This is a genomic window from Sphingomonas sp. DMC6, from assembly GCF_056314225.1.
In genome coordinates, this window is sequence record NZ_JBQUYT010000001.1 from 530,513 (window position 1) to 548,961 (window position 18,449).

At 65.7% G+C, this 18,449-nt stretch carries 17 protein-coding genes and 1 tRNA gene; 7 read left to right on the plus strand and 11 right to left on the minus strand.

Annotated features, from left to right (window positions below; genetic code table 11):
• Positions 1-7: 7 nt before the first annotated feature.
• The 5 genes from ACT53M_RS02280 to ACT53M_RS02300 all read right to left on the minus strand — a co-directional run bounded on the left by ACT53M_RS02280 (position 8) and on the right by ACT53M_RS02300 (position 7,753).
• Positions 8-2,689, minus strand: coding sequence for a valine--tRNA ligase (locus ACT53M_RS02280; RefSeq protein WP_476231202.1), 2,682 nt, complete (start codon positions 2,687-2,689; stop codon positions 8-10).
• A 155-nt stretch (positions 2,690-2,844) separates the two neighbouring features.
• Complete coding sequence (locus tag ACT53M_RS02285; RefSeq protein WP_476231204.1) at positions 2,845-4,887, minus strand: S9 family peptidase; 2,043 nt, start codon at positions 4,885-4,887, stop codon at positions 2,845-2,847.
• 62 nt (positions 4,888-4,949) lie between these two features.
• On the minus strand, positions 4,950-5,474 hold the full coding sequence (locus ACT53M_RS02290; protein ID WP_476231206.1) for a DUF2497 domain-containing protein: 525 nt from the start codon (positions 5,472-5,474) through the stop codon (positions 4,950-4,952).
• Positions 5,475-5,513: 39 nt separating this feature from the next.
• Positions 5,514-7,049, minus strand: coding sequence for a TolC family outer membrane protein (locus ACT53M_RS02295; RefSeq protein ID WP_476231208.1), 1,536 nt, complete (start codon positions 7,047-7,049; stop codon positions 5,514-5,516).
• 20 nt (positions 7,050-7,069) lie between these two features.
• Complete coding sequence (locus ACT53M_RS02300) at positions 7,070-7,753, minus strand: protein-L-isoaspartate O-methyltransferase family protein (RefSeq protein ID WP_476231210.1); 684 nt, start codon at positions 7,751-7,753, stop codon at positions 7,070-7,072.
• A gap of 163 nt (positions 7,754-7,916) precedes the next feature.
• Here ACT53M_RS02300 and ACT53M_RS02305 point away from each other — a divergent pair.
• A tRNA-Cys gene (locus ACT53M_RS02305) sits at positions 7,917-7,990 on the plus strand.
• Positions 7,991-8,068: 78 nt separating this feature from the next.
• Here ACT53M_RS02305 and ACT53M_RS02310 read toward each other — a convergent pair.
• On the minus strand, positions 8,069-8,494 hold the full coding sequence (locus ACT53M_RS02310; protein WP_476231212.1) for a DUF4179 domain-containing protein: 426 nt from the start codon (positions 8,492-8,494) through the stop codon (positions 8,069-8,071).
• A gap of 228 nt (positions 8,495-8,722) precedes the next feature.
• Here ACT53M_RS02310 and ACT53M_RS02315 point away from each other — a divergent pair, with 228 nt between their 5' ends.
• The 5 genes from ACT53M_RS02315 (at position 8,723) to ACT53M_RS02335 (ending at position 12,241) form a co-directional block, all read left to right on the plus strand.
• Positions 8,723-8,950, plus strand: coding sequence for a hypothetical protein (locus ACT53M_RS02315; RefSeq protein ID WP_476227680.1), 228 nt, complete (start codon positions 8,723-8,725; stop codon positions 8,948-8,950).
• A gap of 34 nt (positions 8,951-8,984) precedes the next feature.
• A complete protein-coding gene (locus tag ACT53M_RS02320) occupies positions 8,985-9,275 on the plus strand; it encodes a hypothetical protein (protein ID WP_476227679.1) in 291 nt (96 codons plus the stop codon).
• Positions 9,276-9,339: 64 nt separating this feature from the next.
• The gene (cysS, locus tag ACT53M_RS02325) at positions 9,340-10,770 is read left to right on the plus strand and encodes a cysteine--tRNA ligase (protein ID WP_476231213.1); all 1,431 of its coding nucleotides are present in this window, start codon (positions 9,340-9,342) and stop codon (positions 10,768-10,770) included.
• Between the two features lie 90 nt (positions 10,771-10,860).
• Positions 10,861-11,301: a TM2 domain-containing protein gene (locus ACT53M_RS02330; RefSeq protein ID WP_476231214.1), complete on the plus strand. Its 441-nt coding sequence runs from the start codon at positions 10,861-10,863 to the stop codon at positions 11,299-11,301.
• Positions 11,302-11,305: 4 nt separating this feature from the next.
• Complete coding sequence (locus ACT53M_RS02335; protein WP_476231216.1) at positions 11,306-12,241, plus strand: D-2-hydroxyacid dehydrogenase; 936 nt, start codon at positions 11,306-11,308, stop codon at positions 12,239-12,241.
• Here the strand turns inward: ACT53M_RS02335 and ACT53M_RS02340 are convergent.
• Genes ACT53M_RS02340 through ACT53M_RS02350 form a run of 3 tightly spaced genes read right to left on the minus strand, consistent with a single transcriptional unit; the run spans position 12,235 to position 15,241 of the window.
• Positions 12,235-13,476, minus strand: a complete 1,242-nt coding sequence (locus tag ACT53M_RS02340) for an adenosylmethionine--8-amino-7-oxononanoate transaminase (protein ID WP_476231218.1) — start codon at positions 13,474-13,476, stop codon at positions 12,235-12,237. The genes ACT53M_RS02335 and ACT53M_RS02340 overlap by 7 nt on opposite strands.
• Positions 13,476-14,102: a dethiobiotin synthase gene (gene bioD, locus ACT53M_RS02345; RefSeq protein WP_476231219.1), complete on the minus strand. Its 627-nt coding sequence runs from the start codon at positions 14,100-14,102 to the stop codon at positions 13,476-13,478. The genes ACT53M_RS02340 and bioD overlap by 1 nt, the downstream gene beginning before the upstream one ends.
• Positions 14,099-15,241 carry an 8-amino-7-oxononanoate synthase gene (locus ACT53M_RS02350; protein WP_476231221.1) on the minus strand — a complete coding sequence of 381 codons (1,143 nt, stop codon included), beginning with the start codon at positions 15,239-15,241 and terminating at the stop codon, positions 14,099-14,101. Before ACT53M_RS02350 ends, bioD begins: the two co-directional genes overlap by 4 nt.
• A gap of 333 nt (positions 15,242-15,574) precedes the next feature.
• On the opposite strand from ACT53M_RS02350, the gene ACT53M_RS02355 reads away from it, so the two are divergent.
• Positions 15,575-16,945 (plus strand): class II 3-deoxy-7-phosphoheptulonate synthase, encoded by a 1,371-nt coding sequence (locus ACT53M_RS02355; RefSeq protein ID WP_476231577.1) that lies wholly within the window; start codon positions 15,575-15,577, stop codon positions 16,943-16,945.
• Positions 16,946-16,964: 19 nt separating this feature from the next.
• On the opposite strand, the gene ACT53M_RS02360 is transcribed toward ACT53M_RS02355, so the two are convergent.
• Both ACT53M_RS02360 and ACT53M_RS02365 read right to left on the minus strand, forming a co-directional pair.
• A complete protein-coding gene (locus ACT53M_RS02360; protein WP_476231223.1) occupies positions 16,965-17,459 on the minus strand; it encodes a PilZ domain-containing protein in 495 nt (164 codons plus the stop codon).
• A 239-nt stretch (positions 17,460-17,698) separates the two neighbouring features.
• A complete protein-coding gene (locus ACT53M_RS02365) occupies positions 17,699-18,388 on the minus strand; it encodes a lysoplasmalogenase family protein (protein ID WP_476231224.1) in 690 nt (229 codons plus the stop codon).
• Positions 18,389-18,449: the final 61 nt, after the last annotated feature.

Sequence of the window (18,449 nt, forward strand, 5' to 3'; positions counted from 1 at the left end):
CGAGCCCCTACCCCAGCCGCGCCAGCGCCGCGGACAGCCGTTCCGCCTCGGCGCTCTTCTCCGCATGGTCGGCCCGGGCCTTTTCGACCGCTTCGGGCTTGGCGCGTTCGACGAAGCTGGGATTGCCCAGCCGTCCGGCAAGCGCATCGCGTTCCTTCTCCGCCGCCGCGATCGCCTTGGTCAGGCGGGCGCGTTCGGCCTCCAGATCGACGACATCGCCCAGCGGCAGCACGAAGGTCGCCTCATCCACCACGATCTGCAGCGCACCGCCGGCGGGCGCGTCCCCAGCCGTCTGGTCGACGCGGGCAAGCCGTGCCAGCGCCGCTTCCTGCCGTTCAAGGCGTCCAATGGTTTCGGCCGAGGCATCCCGCACATGCACCGGCAGGCGCGCCCCCGGCGGCACATTCAGTTCGGTACGCGCGGCGCGGATTTCGCTCACCAGCCGGATCAGCCAGTCGACTTCCTGCGCCGCCGCCGGATCGAGCGCCCGCGCATCCGCCTGCGGCCAGCGCGCGACGATCAGTTCCTGCTCGCGCGACCCCATCTTCGACCACAGCTCTTCGGTGATGAAGGGCATGAACGAATGGAGCATGACGAGGATCTGGTCGAGCACCCAGCCGGCCACCGCCCGCGTCTCTTCCGCGCCGGTGGCGCCCTCGCCCTGCAGCACCGGCTTGGTCAGTTCCAGATACCAGTCGCAGAACCGGCTCCACACGAACTGATAGATGGTGTTCGCCGCCTCGTCGAAGCGCAGGTCGGCCAGCGCGAGGTCCAGCGCCTGCACCGTTGCAACCGTTTCCGCGATAATCCAGCGATTTACCGCCAGCTCCGCAGCCGGCGCCTCAAGTGTCGTGCTCGCGCCGATGCCGTTCGACTGACAGAAGCGCGCGGCGTTCCACAGCTTGGTCGCGAAGTTGCGATAGCCCTCGATCCGCTTCTCATCCATCTTGATGTCGCGGCCCTGGCTTTCCATCGCCGCCATGAAGAAGCGCAGCGCATCGGCGCCGTACTTGTCGATCAGGCCCAGCGGATCGACCGTGTTGCCCTTGGACTTGGACATCTTCTGACCGTCGGCTGCGCGGACAAGACCGTGGAGATACAGGGTCTTGAACGGCACTTGTCGCATGAAGTGCAAACCCTGCATCATCATCCGCGCGTCCCAGAAGAACAGGATGTCGAAGCCGGAAATCAGCACATCGTTGGGATAGCGGCCGCCCAGCGTCGGATCGCTGTTCTCCGGCCAACCGAGCGTCGCGAACGGCCAAAGCGCGGAGGAGAACCAAGTGTCGAGCACGTCGGGGTCGCGGGTCAGCGCGACGCCCTCACCTGCCTGCGCCTGTGCCTCTTCCTCGGTTTCGGCAACATACGCCTTGCCCTCGGCGTCGAACCACGCCGGAATCCGGTGCCCCCACCAGAGCTGGCGGCTGACGCACCAGGGCTGGATGTTCTCCATCCAGTTGAAATAGGTCTTTTCCCAGCTCTTGGGCACAATCTTCGTCGCACCCGAGCGGACCGCCTCGATCGCCGGCTTGGCAAGGGTCGCGGCATCGACATACCATTGATCGGTCAGCCACGGCTCGATCACCTGGCCCGAGCGGTCGCCATAGGGCGTCTGGATGGTGCGCGGCTCGGCGTCGTGCTCGACGCCTTCCTTGTCGGTCCAGTGGACGAGGAAGCCCTCGTCCTTCAGCCGCGCGACGATCGCCTTGCGCGCCTCGAACCGGTCGAGCCCGATCAGTTCGGCGGGGACCAGCCCGTCCTGCGTCTGGCAGATCGCCGCCTTGGCATCGAGCATATTGAGCATGTCGGCTGCCTTTATGCCAGCGCGCACGCCCACTTCGAAATCGTTGAAATCATGCCCCGGCGTGATCTTCACCGCGCCCGACCCCAGTTCGGGATCGGCATGTTCGTCGCCGACGATCGGGATCAGCCGGCCGGTGATCGGCAAGCGGACCTGCTTGCCGATCAGCGCCTTGTAGCGCTCGTCCTCGGGATGGACGGCAACCGCCATGTCGGCCAGCATCGTCTCTGGCCGGGTCGTCGCGACCTGGATGAAGCCCGACCCGTCCGCCAGCGGATAGCGCAGGTGCCAGAATCTGCCGGCGACTTCCTTGGTCTCGACCTCCAGGTCGCTGATCGCGGTCCCCAGGCCGGGATCCCAGTTTACCAGACGCTTGTCGCGATAGAGCAGGCCCTGGCGGTACAGCTCGACGAACACCTTGAGCACGGCCCTGGAAAAACCGGGGTCCATGGTGAAGCGCTCGTTCGCCCAGTCCATCGAGCAGCCGAGGCGGCGGAGCTGGCGGGTGATCTCGCCGCCGCTTTCCTCTTTCCACTTCCAGACGAGGTCGACGAACTGTTCGCGCGTATAGTTGGTGCGCTTGTCCTGCCGCGCGTTGAGCTGGCGCTCGACCACCATCTGCGTGGCGATACCGGCATGGTCGGTGCCGACCACCCAGCGCGCATCCTTGCCCTTCAGCCGGGCGTGGCGGACAAGAATGTCCTGCAGTGTGTTGTCGAGCGCGTGGCCGATATGCAGGCTGCCGGTCACGTTGGGCGGCGGGTTGACGATCGTCCACGGATCGGCGCCGGGGCGTTCGGGATGGAACAGGCCCTTTTGCTCCCAATGGGGATACCAGCGGGATTCGATTTCGGCGGGGTCGAAGGTCTTGGGAAGCTCGGTCGTCATGCCGCTGCCTTAGCGGCGGGGGCAGGCCAAGTACAAGCACCGTAGCGCCCCTCCCGCTTGCGGGAGAGGTCGAGGGAGGGAACGACGTGGAAGCAGCGCTGAGCCGTTCCAGCCCCTCCCCTAACCCCTCCCGCAAGCGGAAGGGGAACCATATCTCACTGGCCCTTGGTGTACTTCCCCAGCCAGCCGAGCACTTCGCCATACCATTGCAGCGAATTCTTCGGCTTGAGCACCCAATGGTTCTCGTCCGGGAACACCAGCAGCTTCGACGGGATTTCGCGCCGCTGCAGTGCGGTGAACGCCGCCAGCCCCTGGGTATAGGGGATACGGAAATCCTTCTCGCTGGTGATCACCAGCTGCGGCGTCTTCCACGCGGCGACATGGTTGACCGGGTTCCATTTCTCGAACGCCTGCGGGTCTTCGAAATAGGCCTTGCCGCCATGTTCCCACTCGTCGAACCACAGCTCCTCGGTCTCGTATGCCATGGCGCGGGCGTCGAACACGCCGTCATGCTGGACGATGCACTTGAACCGGTCGGGCCACTGCCCCTCGATCCAGTTCATCATATAGCCGCCATAGGAAGCACCGAGCGCGCAGGCATTGTTCGCGTCGAGGAACGCGAACTTGTCGGTCGCCGCCTTCAGGCCCTTTTTCAGATCCTCAAGCGGCCAGCCGCCCCAGTTGTTGTGGATCGCATCAGTGAAATTCTGGCCGTACCCCGTAGAGCCATGGAAATCGACGCTCACCACCGCATAGCCGGCCCCGGCGAACACCGCCGGGTTCCAGCGATAGGACCAGCTATTGTTCATGCTGCCCTGCGGCCCGCCATGGACGATGAAGGCGATCGGCGCCTTGGCCCCCGCCGCCAGCCCCGCCGGCTTTGCGACATAGCCCCAGACGGTATCGCCATTGGCACCGGCGAAGTTGAACTTCGTCACTTCCGGCATCGCCACGCCCGCGAGCTTTTCGGCGTTTACCGAAGTGAGCCGCTCGCTCTTCCTGCCCTTCAGGAAATAGAAGTCGTCGGGCGCGGTCAGGCTGTTCATCGCATAGACGATGCCGCCCCTGGTCGGCACCACTGCCGAAACGGTGCCCTTGTCGGTCAGGCGCGACACCTTGCCGCTGACGGGATTGACGGCCCAGATCGGCGTTTCCTGCACATCCTCGGCCGTGACGTAGATCGTCTTCGCATCGGGCGCCCAGGCGATCGAGGCGACCGAGCGGTCCCAGTCCGCCGTGAGCGCGCGGACTTCGCCGGTGGCGAGGTTGCGCAGCATCAGCACCTGCCGATCGGCCTCATAGCCCGGCCGCGCCATCGCGAACCAGGCGAGCCATTTGCCGTCGGGCGACGCGGTCGGCAGATTGTCCATGCCGTGATTGGCTTCGGTCAGGTTGACGGGCTTGGCCGATCCGTCGGCAGGTGCGGCGAAAATGTCGAGATTGGTCGACAGCGATTCGATCCGGCCGGCTTCGCGCAGCGCGAAGAACACGGTCTTGCTATCGGCCGACCAGCTCACTTCCTCGCCGCCGCCAAACGGCTTGGATGGCGAATCGCCGATCAGCCCGCCCTCGATCGCCACGCCGTTGCCGGTCGCGCCCTTCGGACCGAACGGCAGCACGAACAGCTGCGAGCGCGTGCCGTCGGCCCATGTATCCCAGTGGCGGACGAAGAGCTGGCTATAGACGCGGCCCGACCCGGCGTTGGGGTTCTTCTTCTCCAGCGCCGGTTCCAGGCTGGGTGCGCCAGGCTTGCGATCCGCCCAGATCAGCAACTTGCTGCCGTCGGGCGAAACCTTGAAGCCGCTGAACCCGCCCGGAATGTGCGTCAGCTGCACCGGCGCACCGCCCGTGATCGCCACGCCCCACACCGCGTCCTCCCCGCCCTTGTCGGACTGGAACCACACGGTCTTGCCGTCGGCGGAGAATTGCGGGCTGGTTTCGTTGACATCCGCTTCGGCGACCAGCTTTTCGGGCCTGGCACCCTTCACCGTCAGGTCGAGCCGCCACAAATCATAGCGCCCCTTGTTGGCGGCCAGATCGGTCTCGCGCTGTTGCCAGACGAGCCAATGGCCGTCCGGCGAAACAGCCGGCGCGCCGACGCGGGAGAGGCCGACCACGTCCTGAATGGTGAGATCACGCGCCGATGCAGGCGCGACGGCGGAAGCGAGCGCAACGCCCGCGAGCAGGAAGTGCTTCATATGGCGGAGACTAGCCATAAGCGCGGCCGGCGCACAATCGCCGAAACCGCGTTTAAGCGGGGTTATTTGCCGCCGGTGATGCGCTCGATCTCGCGGCTGACCATCGTCTCGACGATCCGCGGCAAATTCTCGTCCAGCCAGTCACGCAGCATTGGCTTCAGCCATTCGCGCACCAGCCCTTCCAGCGTATCGGCACCGGCGACTTGCGGCTTCACCACCATGCGCGACAAGGCTTCCAGCTTGTCGCGGCTGACTTCGGCGGCACGATCGGAAACGATCGATTCGCGCGGCGCCGCCGGCCGGGCTGCAGCGCGCGGCGCCGGTTCCGGCTCCGCCACGCGCGGCGATTCGACAGGCGCTGCGGCGGTCGGCGCGGGAATGTCCCGAACCGGTTCGCGCAGTTCCAGCACCTCGTCTTCGTCCATGTCGTTCTCGACCGCCTCACGCACGCGCACCGCCTGCGCCTGTCGCGGGGCCCGCCGGGGACGCGATGCGGCGCTGACCGCCCCATCGCCTTCCTCGGCGATGATGCGTTTGATGGACGAGAGAATCTCCTCCATCGACGGCTCGCTGCTGATATCCCCCATTGCTGCCACTCGCTTTCTGGTGCGCTCGGGGTGTCTCAATCAGGGATTCGGACGGGTCGTGTCAACAGGGCGTTGCAAAACAGGGTCGAGCGAGTCGCCCCGAACGTCCGCTCCCTGTGCCGGCGTGCCGCGAGTCGAGGTGGCGACACCGGTCGGCGCCTTGTCGTCGTTCCAGTCGCTCCAGCGGTTGCGGACCCGCTTGTAGTTCGCCGCCGGATCGTAGAGCGGGCCACCGTCCAGATTGAGCGCAGAGGCCTGCGCCCGGCCCATTGCCGCCAGCAGGCTGAAACCGGCGACATAGGCGTCGCGCTCGGCCGTGACATACTGGACCTGCGAATTGAGCAGTTCCTGCTCGGCGTTCAGGATGTCGAGGATGGTGCGCGTGCCGACGCTGTTTTCCGCGCGCACGCCCTCAAGGCTGAGCTGGTTGGCCTGCACCGCCACGCGCGACGATTCGATGACCCGCAGCGCCGACTGGTAGCTGGCATAGGCCGAACGCGCCTGCGCGATCACGCCGCGCTCCGTGAGCGTGACATTCTCGATCGCCGAGGCTTCTCGCGCCTGGGCCTGGCGGACCTGTGCGGCGGGGCGCCCCCCCTGGAACAGCGGCAGCGTGACCTGCAAGCCCAGCGTCGTCGAAACGCCGTTGTTGGTCAGTCCGCTCTGGTGGCCGAGACTGCTGACCGAGCCCAGATAGTTATAATAGGACGCGCCTGTCCCCACGCTCACCTGCGGCAGGCGCCCCGCCTGCGCGACGCGCGTGTCGTAGTTCGTCGCTTTGCGCTGCAGTTGCGCCGCTTCCAGAAACGGATTGTTCGCCAGCGCGACCTGTTCTGCCGTCGCCGCGTCGTCGGGCAGGTTTGGCAGCGGCGGCGGCGGGGCAAGCACACCGGGGGGCGAGCCGACTACGCGGATATAGGTTTCGCGGCTGCCGATCAGATTGGCTTCCGCACTGCGCAACTGCGACTGGGCCAGCGCCAGACGCGCCTCGGACTGCGCCACGTCGGTACGGGTCAGGTCGCCCACCTGAAAGCGGTCGCGCGTCGCCTGCAGGTTCACTTCCAGAACATGGACGTTTTCCTGATTCAGCCGGACGATCGACTCGTCGCGTATCACGTTCAGATAGGCCGTGACCGTCTGCGTGAAGACATCGGCCTCAACACCGCGCAGATTGGCGCGACCGGCATCGACCCGAACTTCCGCCGCACGCACCGAATTGCGAACGCGGCCACCGCTATAGACCGGCTGCGAGAGATTGATGCCAAGCTGCCCCTGGCGCGTGGGAGACAGCGGCGTCGAGTCGCTGTTGTACAGGCTGTCGTTCACTGAGCCGGTGCCGTTGACCGACGGCAGCCCCGATGAGCGGGCGATCGGCACATTCTCGTCGTTGGCGCGCTGGTTTGCGCGCTCGCCCTGCAGGTCCGGGTTGCTGTTGTACGCCTGGAGCAGCGCATCGCGCAGCGTCGTGGTCGGCGCTGCGGTTGCGGCCGCGGGCGCAGGTGCCGCGGTCTGTGCGGCCGCCGGATGGGCCAGGGCAATGAGGCTCACGCCGAAAACAAAAGGAGTAATTCGCATGAGCCTCATCATCTTCCCCGTCAGAATTTAAACGTTCTCGGCTTTTCGAATCCGGGCAGAATCGCGCATTCCACGTCCGCGAAATCCGCCAGGCCGAATCCACCTTCGCTACGGCGGCCGATGGCGAGCCGCGTGACACCGCGATCGTTCACGCCGGTGGCGACACAGCCTCCCGGCTTGAGCTGGGCGAGCAGCGCATCGGGCAGTGCTTCGACTGCGCCGTCGATGACGATCACGTCATAGGGCGCACCCGCTGCCCAGCCGGCCGCAAGCGGCCCCTGCACCAGCTCGACATTGGCAATTCCGGCCAGACCGCCACGGGCGATCGCAACCAGCGAATCTTCTTCTTCCAGCGCCACGACGCTCGACACCAGCCGCGAAAGCACCGCTGCACCATAGCCGCCGGCGGCACCGACCAGCAGCGCACGATAGCCGGGCTGCAGCTGCGCCTCGGTCAGCAGGCGCCCCAGCACCAGCGGCGCGTTCTGGCGCCGGCCATTGCCCAGCGGCACCTGTGTATCGCGATAGGCCATCGCCCGCTGGTCGCTGGGCAGGAACACTTCACGCGGCACCAGCGCCATGGCTTCCACCACGCGCGGATCGTTGACCGCGTTGGTACGCAGTTGGCTTGCCACCATCGCGTGGCGCATCGCCTCGAAACGAGCAGTCTCGACGGGCGCAGGGTCGACCGAAAGGGCCATCATAACTCCGCTTTTCTTACACAACCGTATTAGCCGTGCAATACACTTGTTGGGTTCGCGGCGCTTGTATCGCGGCGCGACCGGTCCGCCAAGCGACACGGAAGCGAAATCGAAAGCTTATTGACATCCGCCGGTCCCCCCGTGCATTGCGCGCCCCTCACCGGGCGGCCCGATGGCGGAGTGGTGACGCAGCGGACTGCAAATCCGTATACGCCGGTTCGATTCCGGCTCGGGCCTCCATCTCCTTGCGAGAACATGAAAAAGGGCGTCTGCGATGCTATATCGCAGACGCCCTTTTCAATCTAGTTAACGATGGGCTTACCGGTTGGCGCGGCAGTTCCCGCCGTCAACCTGGCGGCCCGCCAGGGCGCCGACGCCTGCACCGATGATGGTGCCGGTGCCGCTCCGGTGGTAGGAGTCGCCCCGTCCGATCTCACCGCCCAGCAGGCCGCCGGCAATCGCACCCAGAATGGTGCCGGTGGTGCCGTCGCTGCAGCGACGCGGATAATAGTAGCGATCCCGATAATTGTCGCGATAGCTGTCGCGATAGACATAGCGGGTGCGGTCCGGGCGATAGTCGCGATAATCCCGATACTCGCGATATTCGCGATAGTCGCCGTCATAGCCGCGATAATCGCGCTCATACCGGCTATAGCCATAATCCTGTGCCGCAGCCGGGGTTGCAGTAACCGCACCGGTGAGCAGGGTCGTCGCAATCGCGGCGCCGATCAGAAACTTCTTCATAACTTGCCTCCTCACGGGGCTCTTGTGCCGCCGTCGAGAGACTGTTTGCCCGATTCGGAATGTTACGAGCCTGAACGTCATCGTTAGCTCGCGTTCAGCAAATCTTCGTCGCGGCGGCGTTGCCGCCCGCTGTGGCCTGCCCGACACTATCGGCGCTGATTCGTTTTCCCTCCGGAACTGTCCCGACTCGGCGACGTTCCGGTACAGCAAGCAACGGGGAGTTGGCCCATGTACGACTTCGGTATCCGGCGAGCGCTCAGCGGCTATCGTGTCGCCTATCATCCGCACGAGACGAATCACTGTCCTGGTTGCGGCAATTCGCACTGGATGATCGGGCGGATGACGGCAGAATGCGCCTTTTGCGCCACGGCCCTGCCGCTCCACGCCGGCGCGAGTACGGGCCAGGGCGCACTGCGCGGTACGCCGCGCTCGGGACGTTCGCCGCTCGCCGCCTGAACGGCAGGATGCGGAACTGGTTGGGAGAGGAAGGATGACTGGTATTTCGGTGACGTCACCCGTCGAACGCATCGCCCGCGTGCTGGCGGCCGAAATGCTAAGCCCCAACGGCGAAGGTGCAGGCGATCTTTCGCAACCGGTGAGCGACGTGGTCGACACGATCTGGCCCCGCGAAGTGCCCCGGGCGCTTGCGGTGCTGCGTACCCTGCGCGAGCCGACGCCGGAGATGATCGAGGCCGGCCGTGCAGCGGGCAACGACCCGGCGCGAATCTGGTCTTCGATGGTGCAGATCGCGATCGAGCAGGAAACTGCCCTCACGGCCTGAGCGGCTGCGCCGCCGCTTCGTTCGGCGGGTTTGTACGCGGCGCCGGTTTCGCTATGGGCATGCCATGCACGACGCTCCGCTCACGCTCTACAATTCGCTTTCCCGTTCGCTCGAGCCGTTCCAGCCGCTCGATCCCGACAAGGGCGTGCGCGTCTATTCGTGCGGGCCAACCGTCTACAACTATGCCCATCTCGGCAATTTGCGCGCCTATGTGTTCACCGACACGTTGAGCCGGGTGCTGCGCTGGAAGGGCTATCCCCTCACCCACATCATCAACATCACCGATGTCGGCCACCTGACCTCCGATGCCGACGCCGGCGACGACAAGATGGAAGCTGCCGCGCGCGCCCAGGCGAAGAATATCTGGGACATCGCGGCGCATTATACGGCGGCGTTCAAGCAGAACATCGCCGACCTCAACATTACCGAGCCGACCAAATGGTCGGTTGCGACCGACCATATCCAGCAGATGATCGCCTTTGCCGAAAAGATCGCACCGGAACATTGCTACGAACTCGAGTCGGGCCTGTATTTCGACGTGACGACCGTCCCCGACTATGGCCGCCTCGCCGGCGCCGCCGATGACGCGGCGGAAGGCCGCATCGATCCGGTCGACGGCAAGCGCCATCCGCAGGATTTCGCGATCTGGCGGAAGTCGCCGCCGGGCGAACAGCGCCAGATGGAATGGGATTCGCCCTGGGGCAAGGGTGCGCCGGGCTGGCATCTCGAATGCTCGGTGATGAGCATCCAGTATCTCGGCGCGCCGTTCGACATCCATACCGGCGGCATCGACCACCGCGAAATCCACCATCCGAACGAAATTGCGCAGAATCAGGCCTATTGCGGCTGTGGCGACACGGGTGCGCATTTCTGGATGCACAATAACTTCCTGGTCGATCGCCAGGGGAAAATGTCCAAGTCGAAGGGCGGCTTCACCACGCTTCAGTCGCTGATCGACGCGGGTGTGCATCCCCTCGCCTATCGCCTGCTCTGCCTGCAGGCGCAGTATCGCAGCGAACTGGAGTTCTCGGCAGAAAACCTCGCCGCGGCACTCACCCGGCTGAAGCGGCTGGTGATGACGGTGACGGCACTGAAGGCACGCGCGGAAGGCCAAGGCAATGCGCCGGCGGTATGGCTGGAACGGCTCGACGCAGCGGTGTCGGACGATCTCAACACGCCCAAGGCGCTGCCGGTGCTCGACGAGCTGCTCGCCGACAAGCGCACCGCTCCCGCCGACCGGCTGGCGGCGCTCGTCGAGTTCGACAAGGTGCTGGGTCTGCGGTTGTCCGAACTGACCCGCGAGGAACTGCGCATGCAGCCCCAGGGCGCGACGATTACGCCGAAGGAAATCGACGACCTGCTGGTCGAGCGCAAGGAAGCGCGCGTGGTGAAGGATTTCCAGCGCTCTGACCGCATCCGCGACGATCTGGCGGCGGCCGGCATCGAAGTGATGGACGGCGATCCGCTCGGCTGGGACTGGAAGCCCGCGCTGTAAGGCAATCGGGGGAGAGCATCCCCTCCAAATCCCTCTTGCCTTGAACACCCCTCGTCCGCCAGAAACCGCAGCGGCATTTCGGGGGAAGTTATGCGCGGGCAGGTGTTGGGCGTCGATCGGGCAAGCGGCGAGGGCCAGATTTCCGGCGAGGATGGCGTCCGCTACAGCTTCCTGCGCGACGACTGGAGCGACAGCCGCAATCCCGGCGTCGGCGCCCGGGTCGATTTCGAGGCGGACGGCACGCGCGCCCGCAAGATCTTCCGGCTGCTGGAGGCCGGTGAACGCCCGGCGGTGCAGACGCCCGCCAGCAGCGACCGCAACAAATATGTCGCGGCGCTGCTCGCCTTCTTTTTAGGCACACTCGGCATCCACCGTTTCTATCTGGGGCGCAACGGCACCGGCGTGCTGATGATCATTTTGTCGCTGACAATCGTCGGACTGCTCGTAACCGGCCTGTGGGCCTTTATCGACGCGATACGCTATCTGCTTATGTCAGATCGCGAATTCGCCCATCGCTACGCAAGGCTGTAGCGCGGTGAAGGCCGTCCTCCCCGCGCTGGCAAAACCGCTCGTTGAGCAGCACCTGCCGGCGGAGATCACGGCTGAATGGTTCGTCACCCACGACGAAGCGGTAGCACTGGCCGCCGATGCGGAAATCGGCTGGCTCGACATCAACCGGCCAGACCAGTGGGCGAAGGCCGTCGCGGCCGGAGCGAAGCTGCGCTGGCTGTCGACCATCTATGCCGGCATCGACCCGCTAGACATCCCGCTGCTGCGCCAGCGCGGCACCCGCGTCACCAACGGCAGCGGCGTCAACGCCCATGCCGTCGCCGAATATGCCGTGATGGCCTGCCTGGTCGCCGCCAAGCGCTATGACCAGGTGCTGCGCACCGCCGAGCGCCGCGACTGGCCCGGCGACGCGCCGGGCAAGATCGAACTGTTCGAAAGCAAGGCGCTGGTCATCGGCTATGGCACGATCGGCCGGCTGATCGGCACGCGGCTGGCGGCGTTCGGGGTCGAAGTCACCGGGGTAACGCGATCGGGTGCCGATGGCACGCTGGCGCCGGATGCATGGCGCGAGCGGCTGGCCAGCTTTGACTGGGTAATCCTCGCAGCCCCCGCCACGGACGATACCCATGCCCTGATCGGCGCCGCGGAATTGCAGGCGATGAAGCCGGGCGCCTGGATCATTAATGTCGGCCGCGGAGAACTGATCGATCAGGATGCGCTGATCGGCGCCGTTTCGCGCCGGCGGATCGGCGGAGCATTTCTCGACACCGTAACGCCCGAGCCGCTACCGCCGGACCACCCGCTGTGGTCGACGCCGAACATCCTGTTGTCGATGCATCTGTCGGGGCGCAGCCAGACGCGGATGTTCCAGCGCGCGACCGCGCTGTTTCTCCAAAATCTGCGCGCGTTTCTCGACGGCGCGCCCCTTACCAACGAAGTCGACCTCAGTGCCGGTTACTGACCGAGGAATGCCGGCACCAGCGCCCAGACCTTATCAAGCTGCTCGCGTGTGATACTGTAGGGCGGCATCACATAGACGGTGTTGCCCAGCGGCCGGAGCAGGACGCCGTGCTCGCGCGCAAAGGCCATCAGGCGCGGGGCGATGGCCGAGAGATAGCCGCTCTCCGGCTGTTCGATCTCCAGCGCGGCGATAGTGCCCATGCAGCGATGGTTCGTCAGACCGGGAACGCCCGCGAGCGCGTCCAGCGTTGCCCGCTGCCACTCGCCCAGCTGCGCTATACGCTCCAACACCGGCTCCTCGCGCCAGATCGCCAGATTGGCGACGGCAGCCGCACAGGCGATCGGATTGGCGGTGTAGCTGGAGGAGTGGAAGAACATCCGTCCCCGGTCCTCCGACCAATGCGCCTGAAAGATCGGTGCAGTCGCCAGCGTTACCGCCAGCGGCACCGCGCCGCCGGTAAGGCCCTTCGACAGACACAGGATGTCGGGCACGACGCCGGCCTGTTCGCACGCAGTAAGGGTGCCGGTCCGGCCCCAGCCGGTCATCACTTCGTCAGCGAGGAACAGTACGTCGTGGCGCGCGCAGATCGCGCGCATTTCGGCAAGGATGGCGGGGGTGTAGAAAAGCATGCCCCCCGCGCCGAGCACCAAAGGCTCGACGATGAACGCAGCAGCGCCCGCGCGGCATTCTGCCTCCAGCGCATCGAGCGTCGCCTGTTCAGCACCAACACCGGGGAAGGGTATGGTGCCGACATCGAACAGCAGCGGCTGATAGGGTTTGTTGAACACGCCCCGCGCGCCGACCGACATGCCGCCGATCGTGTCGCCATGATAGCTGTGCTCTAGCACCAGGATACGGCTACGATCCTGCCCGAGATGGTGCCAATAGCCAAGCGCCATCTTGAGCGCGACTTCCACCGCGGTGGAGCCGCTATCGCTGAAGAAGACATGTTCGAGCGCATCCGGCAGTATCCCGCGAAGCCCAGCGGCGAGCATCTCCGCCGGTTCGTGCGTCCAGCCGGCGAAGATGATCTGGTCCAGCTTGCCCGCCTGTTCGGCGATTGCGGCCATGATACGCGGGTTGCAATGGCCGTGCGTCGTCACCCACCAGGACGAAATCGCATCGATAAAGCTGCGGCCGTCGGCAGTGTGGATCAGTGCGTCGCGGGCGTGGCTGACCTGCGGGATAGGCTCGCCCAGCCCATGCTGGGTGAAGGGATGCCAGACCGAGGACATCAGGCGAAATCCCTCAGGTCGAAGGCGGCGCCAAACGCCTGCGCCAGCGCCCCGGGGTTGAGGTCCGGAAGGATGGGCAAGCGGCCGAGTCGCTTGACCTTGCCGATGGCGGCGATCGTCGCCTCGCTGTCCTCCACCGGCTCACCGACGAACGCAATACCGTGGATCGGCACCCCGCGTGCCCTCAGCGCCTCGATCGAAAGCAGGCTGTGGTTGATCGTGCCAAGCGCGGTTCGCGCAACGAGTACCACCGGTTTGCCCCAGCGGCCGAACAGGTCGGCGTAGAGGATCTCCCGCGTCACCGGCACCAGCGCACCGCCCGCGCCTTCCACCACCAGCGGTCCTTCGACCTGCGGCAGCGCGAGGCGCCCGAGGTCTATCGTCACGCCGTCAATCTCGGCGGCGCGGTGAGGCGAGCAGGGCGTGACGAGGCGATATGCCTCGGGAAGGATATGCGCGGGCGGCAGGCCCGAGAGCGCGGCAGTGCGTTCGCTGTCGCTGCCGTCATCGAGCCCGGCCTGGATCGGCTTCCAATAACGAGCGCGCAGCGCGCCGGCGAGCGCCGCAGCGAACACGGTCTTGCCGATGCCGGTATCGGTGCCGGTGACAATGAAGGTCTGGCTCATGCGGCGATGGTCGCGCTTTCGGGGATCAGGACCGCGAGCCGCGCCGCAAGCGCGGCGATGTCGGCCGGATCGACATTGTTGGTAATCGAAATACGCAGGCGTGAGGTACCGGCGGGAACCGTCGGCGGGCGGATGCCCCGCACGTCGAAGCCGCTTTCCTGCAGCGCGCCGGCGACTGCCATGGTCCGAACATCGTCGCAAAGGATCAGCGGCAGGATCTGGCTTTCGCCGGCCGGCACGCCGAGCGGCGCCAAAGCCAGCCGAGCCGCAGCAATCCTGTCGAACAGCGCGGCGCGAAGCCCGCCCCTCGCCGCGACGATCCGCAGTGCCGCGCGCACGGCAGCGGCCATCAGCGGCGACGGCGCGGTCGAAAAGATGAACGCCCTTCCGCGGTTGACAAGGAAGTCGCGGACCACTGCCGGTCCGGTGACCAGTGCCCCCTCGCACCCGAGCGCCTTGCCGCAGGTGTGCAGGGTAATGAGATTGGCGGTCGGCAAACCATACGCCAGCCCCTGACCCTGCGGCCCGTAAACCCCGGTGGCATGCGCTTCGTCGACCAGCAGGATTGCTTCCTCCGCCGCCGCCAGCGCGGCGAGTTCGGCGAGCGGGGCGAAATCGCCGTCCATGCTGTACAGGCTCTCGACTGCGATCCAGACGCGCCCTGCCCCGCCCTCACGGCGCCATTGGGCAATGGCTGCGGCAAAGCCCGCGACGTCATTGTGCGCCACCGAGCGTGCCTCCGCCCGGCCGAGTTTCATCCCCTCATGCGCGCTGGCATGGACGAGTGCGTCAAACAGCACCAGGTCGCCCCTTTGCGGCAGCGCACCGAACAAGGCGGCGTTGGCGGTATAGCCACTCGAGAAGTACAGCGCCGATTCGCGCCCGAAAAACGCCGCCGCCTCGACTTCCAGCGCCTCGTGCTCTGGATGGTTGCCGCGCAGCAACCGCGATCCGCCCGAGCCGATCGGGACGCCGCGCGCCAGCGCCGCGGCGACGGCTTCGGTCAGTAATGCCGATCCCGCCAGCCCCAGATAATCGTTAGACGCAAAATCGGCGCCGTCCCGGCCGATCAGCCGCCTTCCTCTTCCCCGCGCTGCCAGTCCGGCCAAATCGCGCGCCTGTGCCTCGAATAGATGCATGAGGCGGGCGGCTACACCCGTCCGGCGTCACAGGCAATTCGTGCCACATCAATTTACCCCAACCGGGTAAGATAACGCTTGCACATCTTTACCCGCTGCGGGTAAGCGGCACCCATGATGACGTTAGCCGGTTCCAAAATCCGCCAATATCGCGAGGAGCGCGCACTCACTCGCGCCGTGTTCGGCGCCTGGTTCGACACGCCGGGCTCCACCGTGCAGGGGTGGGAGACGGACGGCAAACGCGCCAATACCAAGGTAATGAACCAGATTGCGGCGATGGGAATCGCCGATCATGCGGACTGGCACGTCGCCGTCCGCGATGTGGAGAGTGCAATGGCAAGCTGGACCCCCGATAGCTGGACGCGCGCGGAAGCGCGCCAGATGCCGCAATATCCCGATAAGGGCGCGCTGGATGCAGCGACGCGGCAGCTCAGCAGTTATCCCCCGCTAGTCTTTGCTGGCGAGGCGCGCGAGCTGACCGGCGCACTCGCCAAGGTCGCGCGCGGCGAGGCGTTCCTGCTCCAGGGCGGCGACTGCGCGGAAAGCTTCGCCGAGTTCCACCCGAACAACATCCGCGACACTTTCCGCGTCATCCTGCAGATGGCAGTCGTCCTCACCTTCGCGTCGAAGCTGCCGACGGTGAAGCTCGGCCGCATGGCCGGCCAGTTCGCCAAGCCGCGCTCGTCCGATACGGAAGTGATCGACGGCGTAGAGCTCCCCAGCTACCGCGGTGACAATGTCAACGACATCGCCTTCACCCCCGAGGCGCGCATTCCCGATCCGCAGCGCATGGTGCAGGGCTACAGCCAGTCGGCAGCAACGCTCAATCTGCTGCGCGCCTTCGCGAACGGCGGCTATGCGAACCTGCATCAGGTCCATAAGTGGACCCTGAACTTCATGGGCAAGAGCCCCTGGTCAACCAAGTTCGCCGATGTCGCGGACCGGATCGGCGAGGCGCTCGACTTCATGGAAGCGTGCGGGATCAACCCCGATACCGTGCCGCAGCTCAAGGGCACCGATTTCTACACCAGTCACGAAGCCCTGCTGCTTCCTTATGAGCAGGCGCTCACCCGACAGGACAGCCTGACCGGCGACTGGTACGACACCTCGGCCCATTTCCTATGGATCGGCGACCGTACACGCTTCGAAGGTTCGGCCCATGTCGAGTTCCTGCGCGGTATCGGCAACCCGATCGGCATGAAGTGCGGCCCCAGCCTTGAGCCCGACGTACTGCTGCGCCTGCTCGACACGCTCAATCCGGGGCGGGTCGCCGGGCGGATGACGCTCATTACGCGCTACGGCCACGACAAGATCGAGGCACAGCTGCCCAAGCTGGTCCGCGCCGTAAAGCGCGAGGGCCATCCGGTGGTGTGGAGCTGCGATCCGATGCACGGCAATGTCGTGAAGGCCGCCAACGGCTACAAAACCCGGCCGTTCGACCGGATCCTCGCCGAAGTGCGCGGCTTCTTCGCCGTTCACCGCGCCGAGGGAACCTTCGCCGGCGGCATCCATGCCGAAATGACCGGCCAGAATGTTACCGAATGCACCGGCGGCGCCATCGCCATCACCGAACAGGGTCTGGCCGATCGCTACCACACGCACTGCGACCCGCGCCTCAATGCGGGCCAGAGCCTGGAACTCGCCTTCTTGCTGGCGGAAATGCTGAACGAGGAAATGGCCGAGCGCCGCAAGGCTGCGGCCTGACAGAATCGGGGGGCGGCGGTCAGCCGATCAGGGCACGCACCGCCGTCACCGCTCCCCACCCAAGCGCAATCACGACGCCCCAGCCGAGAAAAGCACCACCGGCGATGATCGCAAGCCGGACGCGCGGCGAGTATTTCGCCTCGGTGGCACTCTCGTCCGAAGAGGCTGGCGTCGGCATCCGCGTGCCGGGAAAGGCAATCGGCTGGGCCACAGGCCCTGCCAGCGCGCTGCGCAGCTCCGCATCCGACAGCGGAATCGCAAATTCGCACCCGAAGCTGCCGCCGTCTCCCCAAATGACTTGCGCCTTGCGCGTGCCGATGCCCGCAATGCCAAGCGCAATTTCGTCGCCAGCCAGCAAATCGAGTTGGGTCGCCACGCGAAAGCCGCCGTTCGACAGCTCTTCCACCGCTACGTCATTCGGCTGCTGCGTGCCGTCGCGCAGCGTCGCGTCGAGTTCGACCGCGTGGCGCTCTGCCCAGCGGCCATCCTGATACAGCCTTGCTGCAATACCCATGGTTCGCTCCGCCGATATTCTTTGGGTCTCCTTGCGCTGAAATTGGTAACCAAGAGGTGAAGCCGGCGCCGCCCAATGTACGGAAATGCGGGATTCCCGCGACAGACTGGGGAATTTGAGACCAATTGCCCAGAATTGCCTGCCGCAGCGCAACGTAGCGACATGTAGCTGCAACATCCGGGATGCACAGCGCCCCTTGTCGGCGCGTCTCGTTCCCCCTCGCGTCGACTCTCCCCGAACTACGGGGCAGCCTGCGGGCTGCCCCGGCCTTTTCCGGGAAGCACCTCCCGCCCCTTTTTCAGTGATGTACCGGGCGCAGTAATCACGCCCCAGGCAATCAGCTCCTGCCCCGCAAAATAGCTGGGCCAGACGAGCAGATCCGGCAGCCCCGAACCCGCCAGCGGCCCCATGCGCGCGAAGAGCAACAGATCGGACGCCGCGAACAGGGCGGCTCCAAATTTCACTGCAATAGGAAAGCGACTGTTTACGGCGCTGCCGGTCATCGCTCCCAGCCCCAGCGCGTAGAATGCAATCCCGGGCGCCGCGGCTCGGTCCTCAGGCAAGGCCCAGGCGAATGCGGCGATCGCCAGCGCGATGAGCACAGCCGCCCAAGCCCGCCAGCGCGACGAAACCGTGCGAGCGTAGAATATTGCCGCGACGACATGACCGCTGAGAAACGCAATGGCACCAATCGTCAGCCCATGCGTCTCAAGCAGCACATCGCCCGCTGCGCCCAGCGACAGAACCAACACGATCGGCAGTTTCGCCCGATCGTGCAGATTGCATGCCGCCCAAAGCGCCAGCAGCGCAACGCCAGCACCCTTCCAGGCAACATGCCAGCCAAGGGGAAGCGGCACCCAGCGCGCCCCGCAATAGCTGACACCGGCAACAAGGGCGGCAAACAGGATAAGACGTGCGCGAGGCGGCATGCGGTGGATCATAGGCGATTGTCGGCCTTTGTCATCGTCGCGTCATGACGCTATGCGCCCG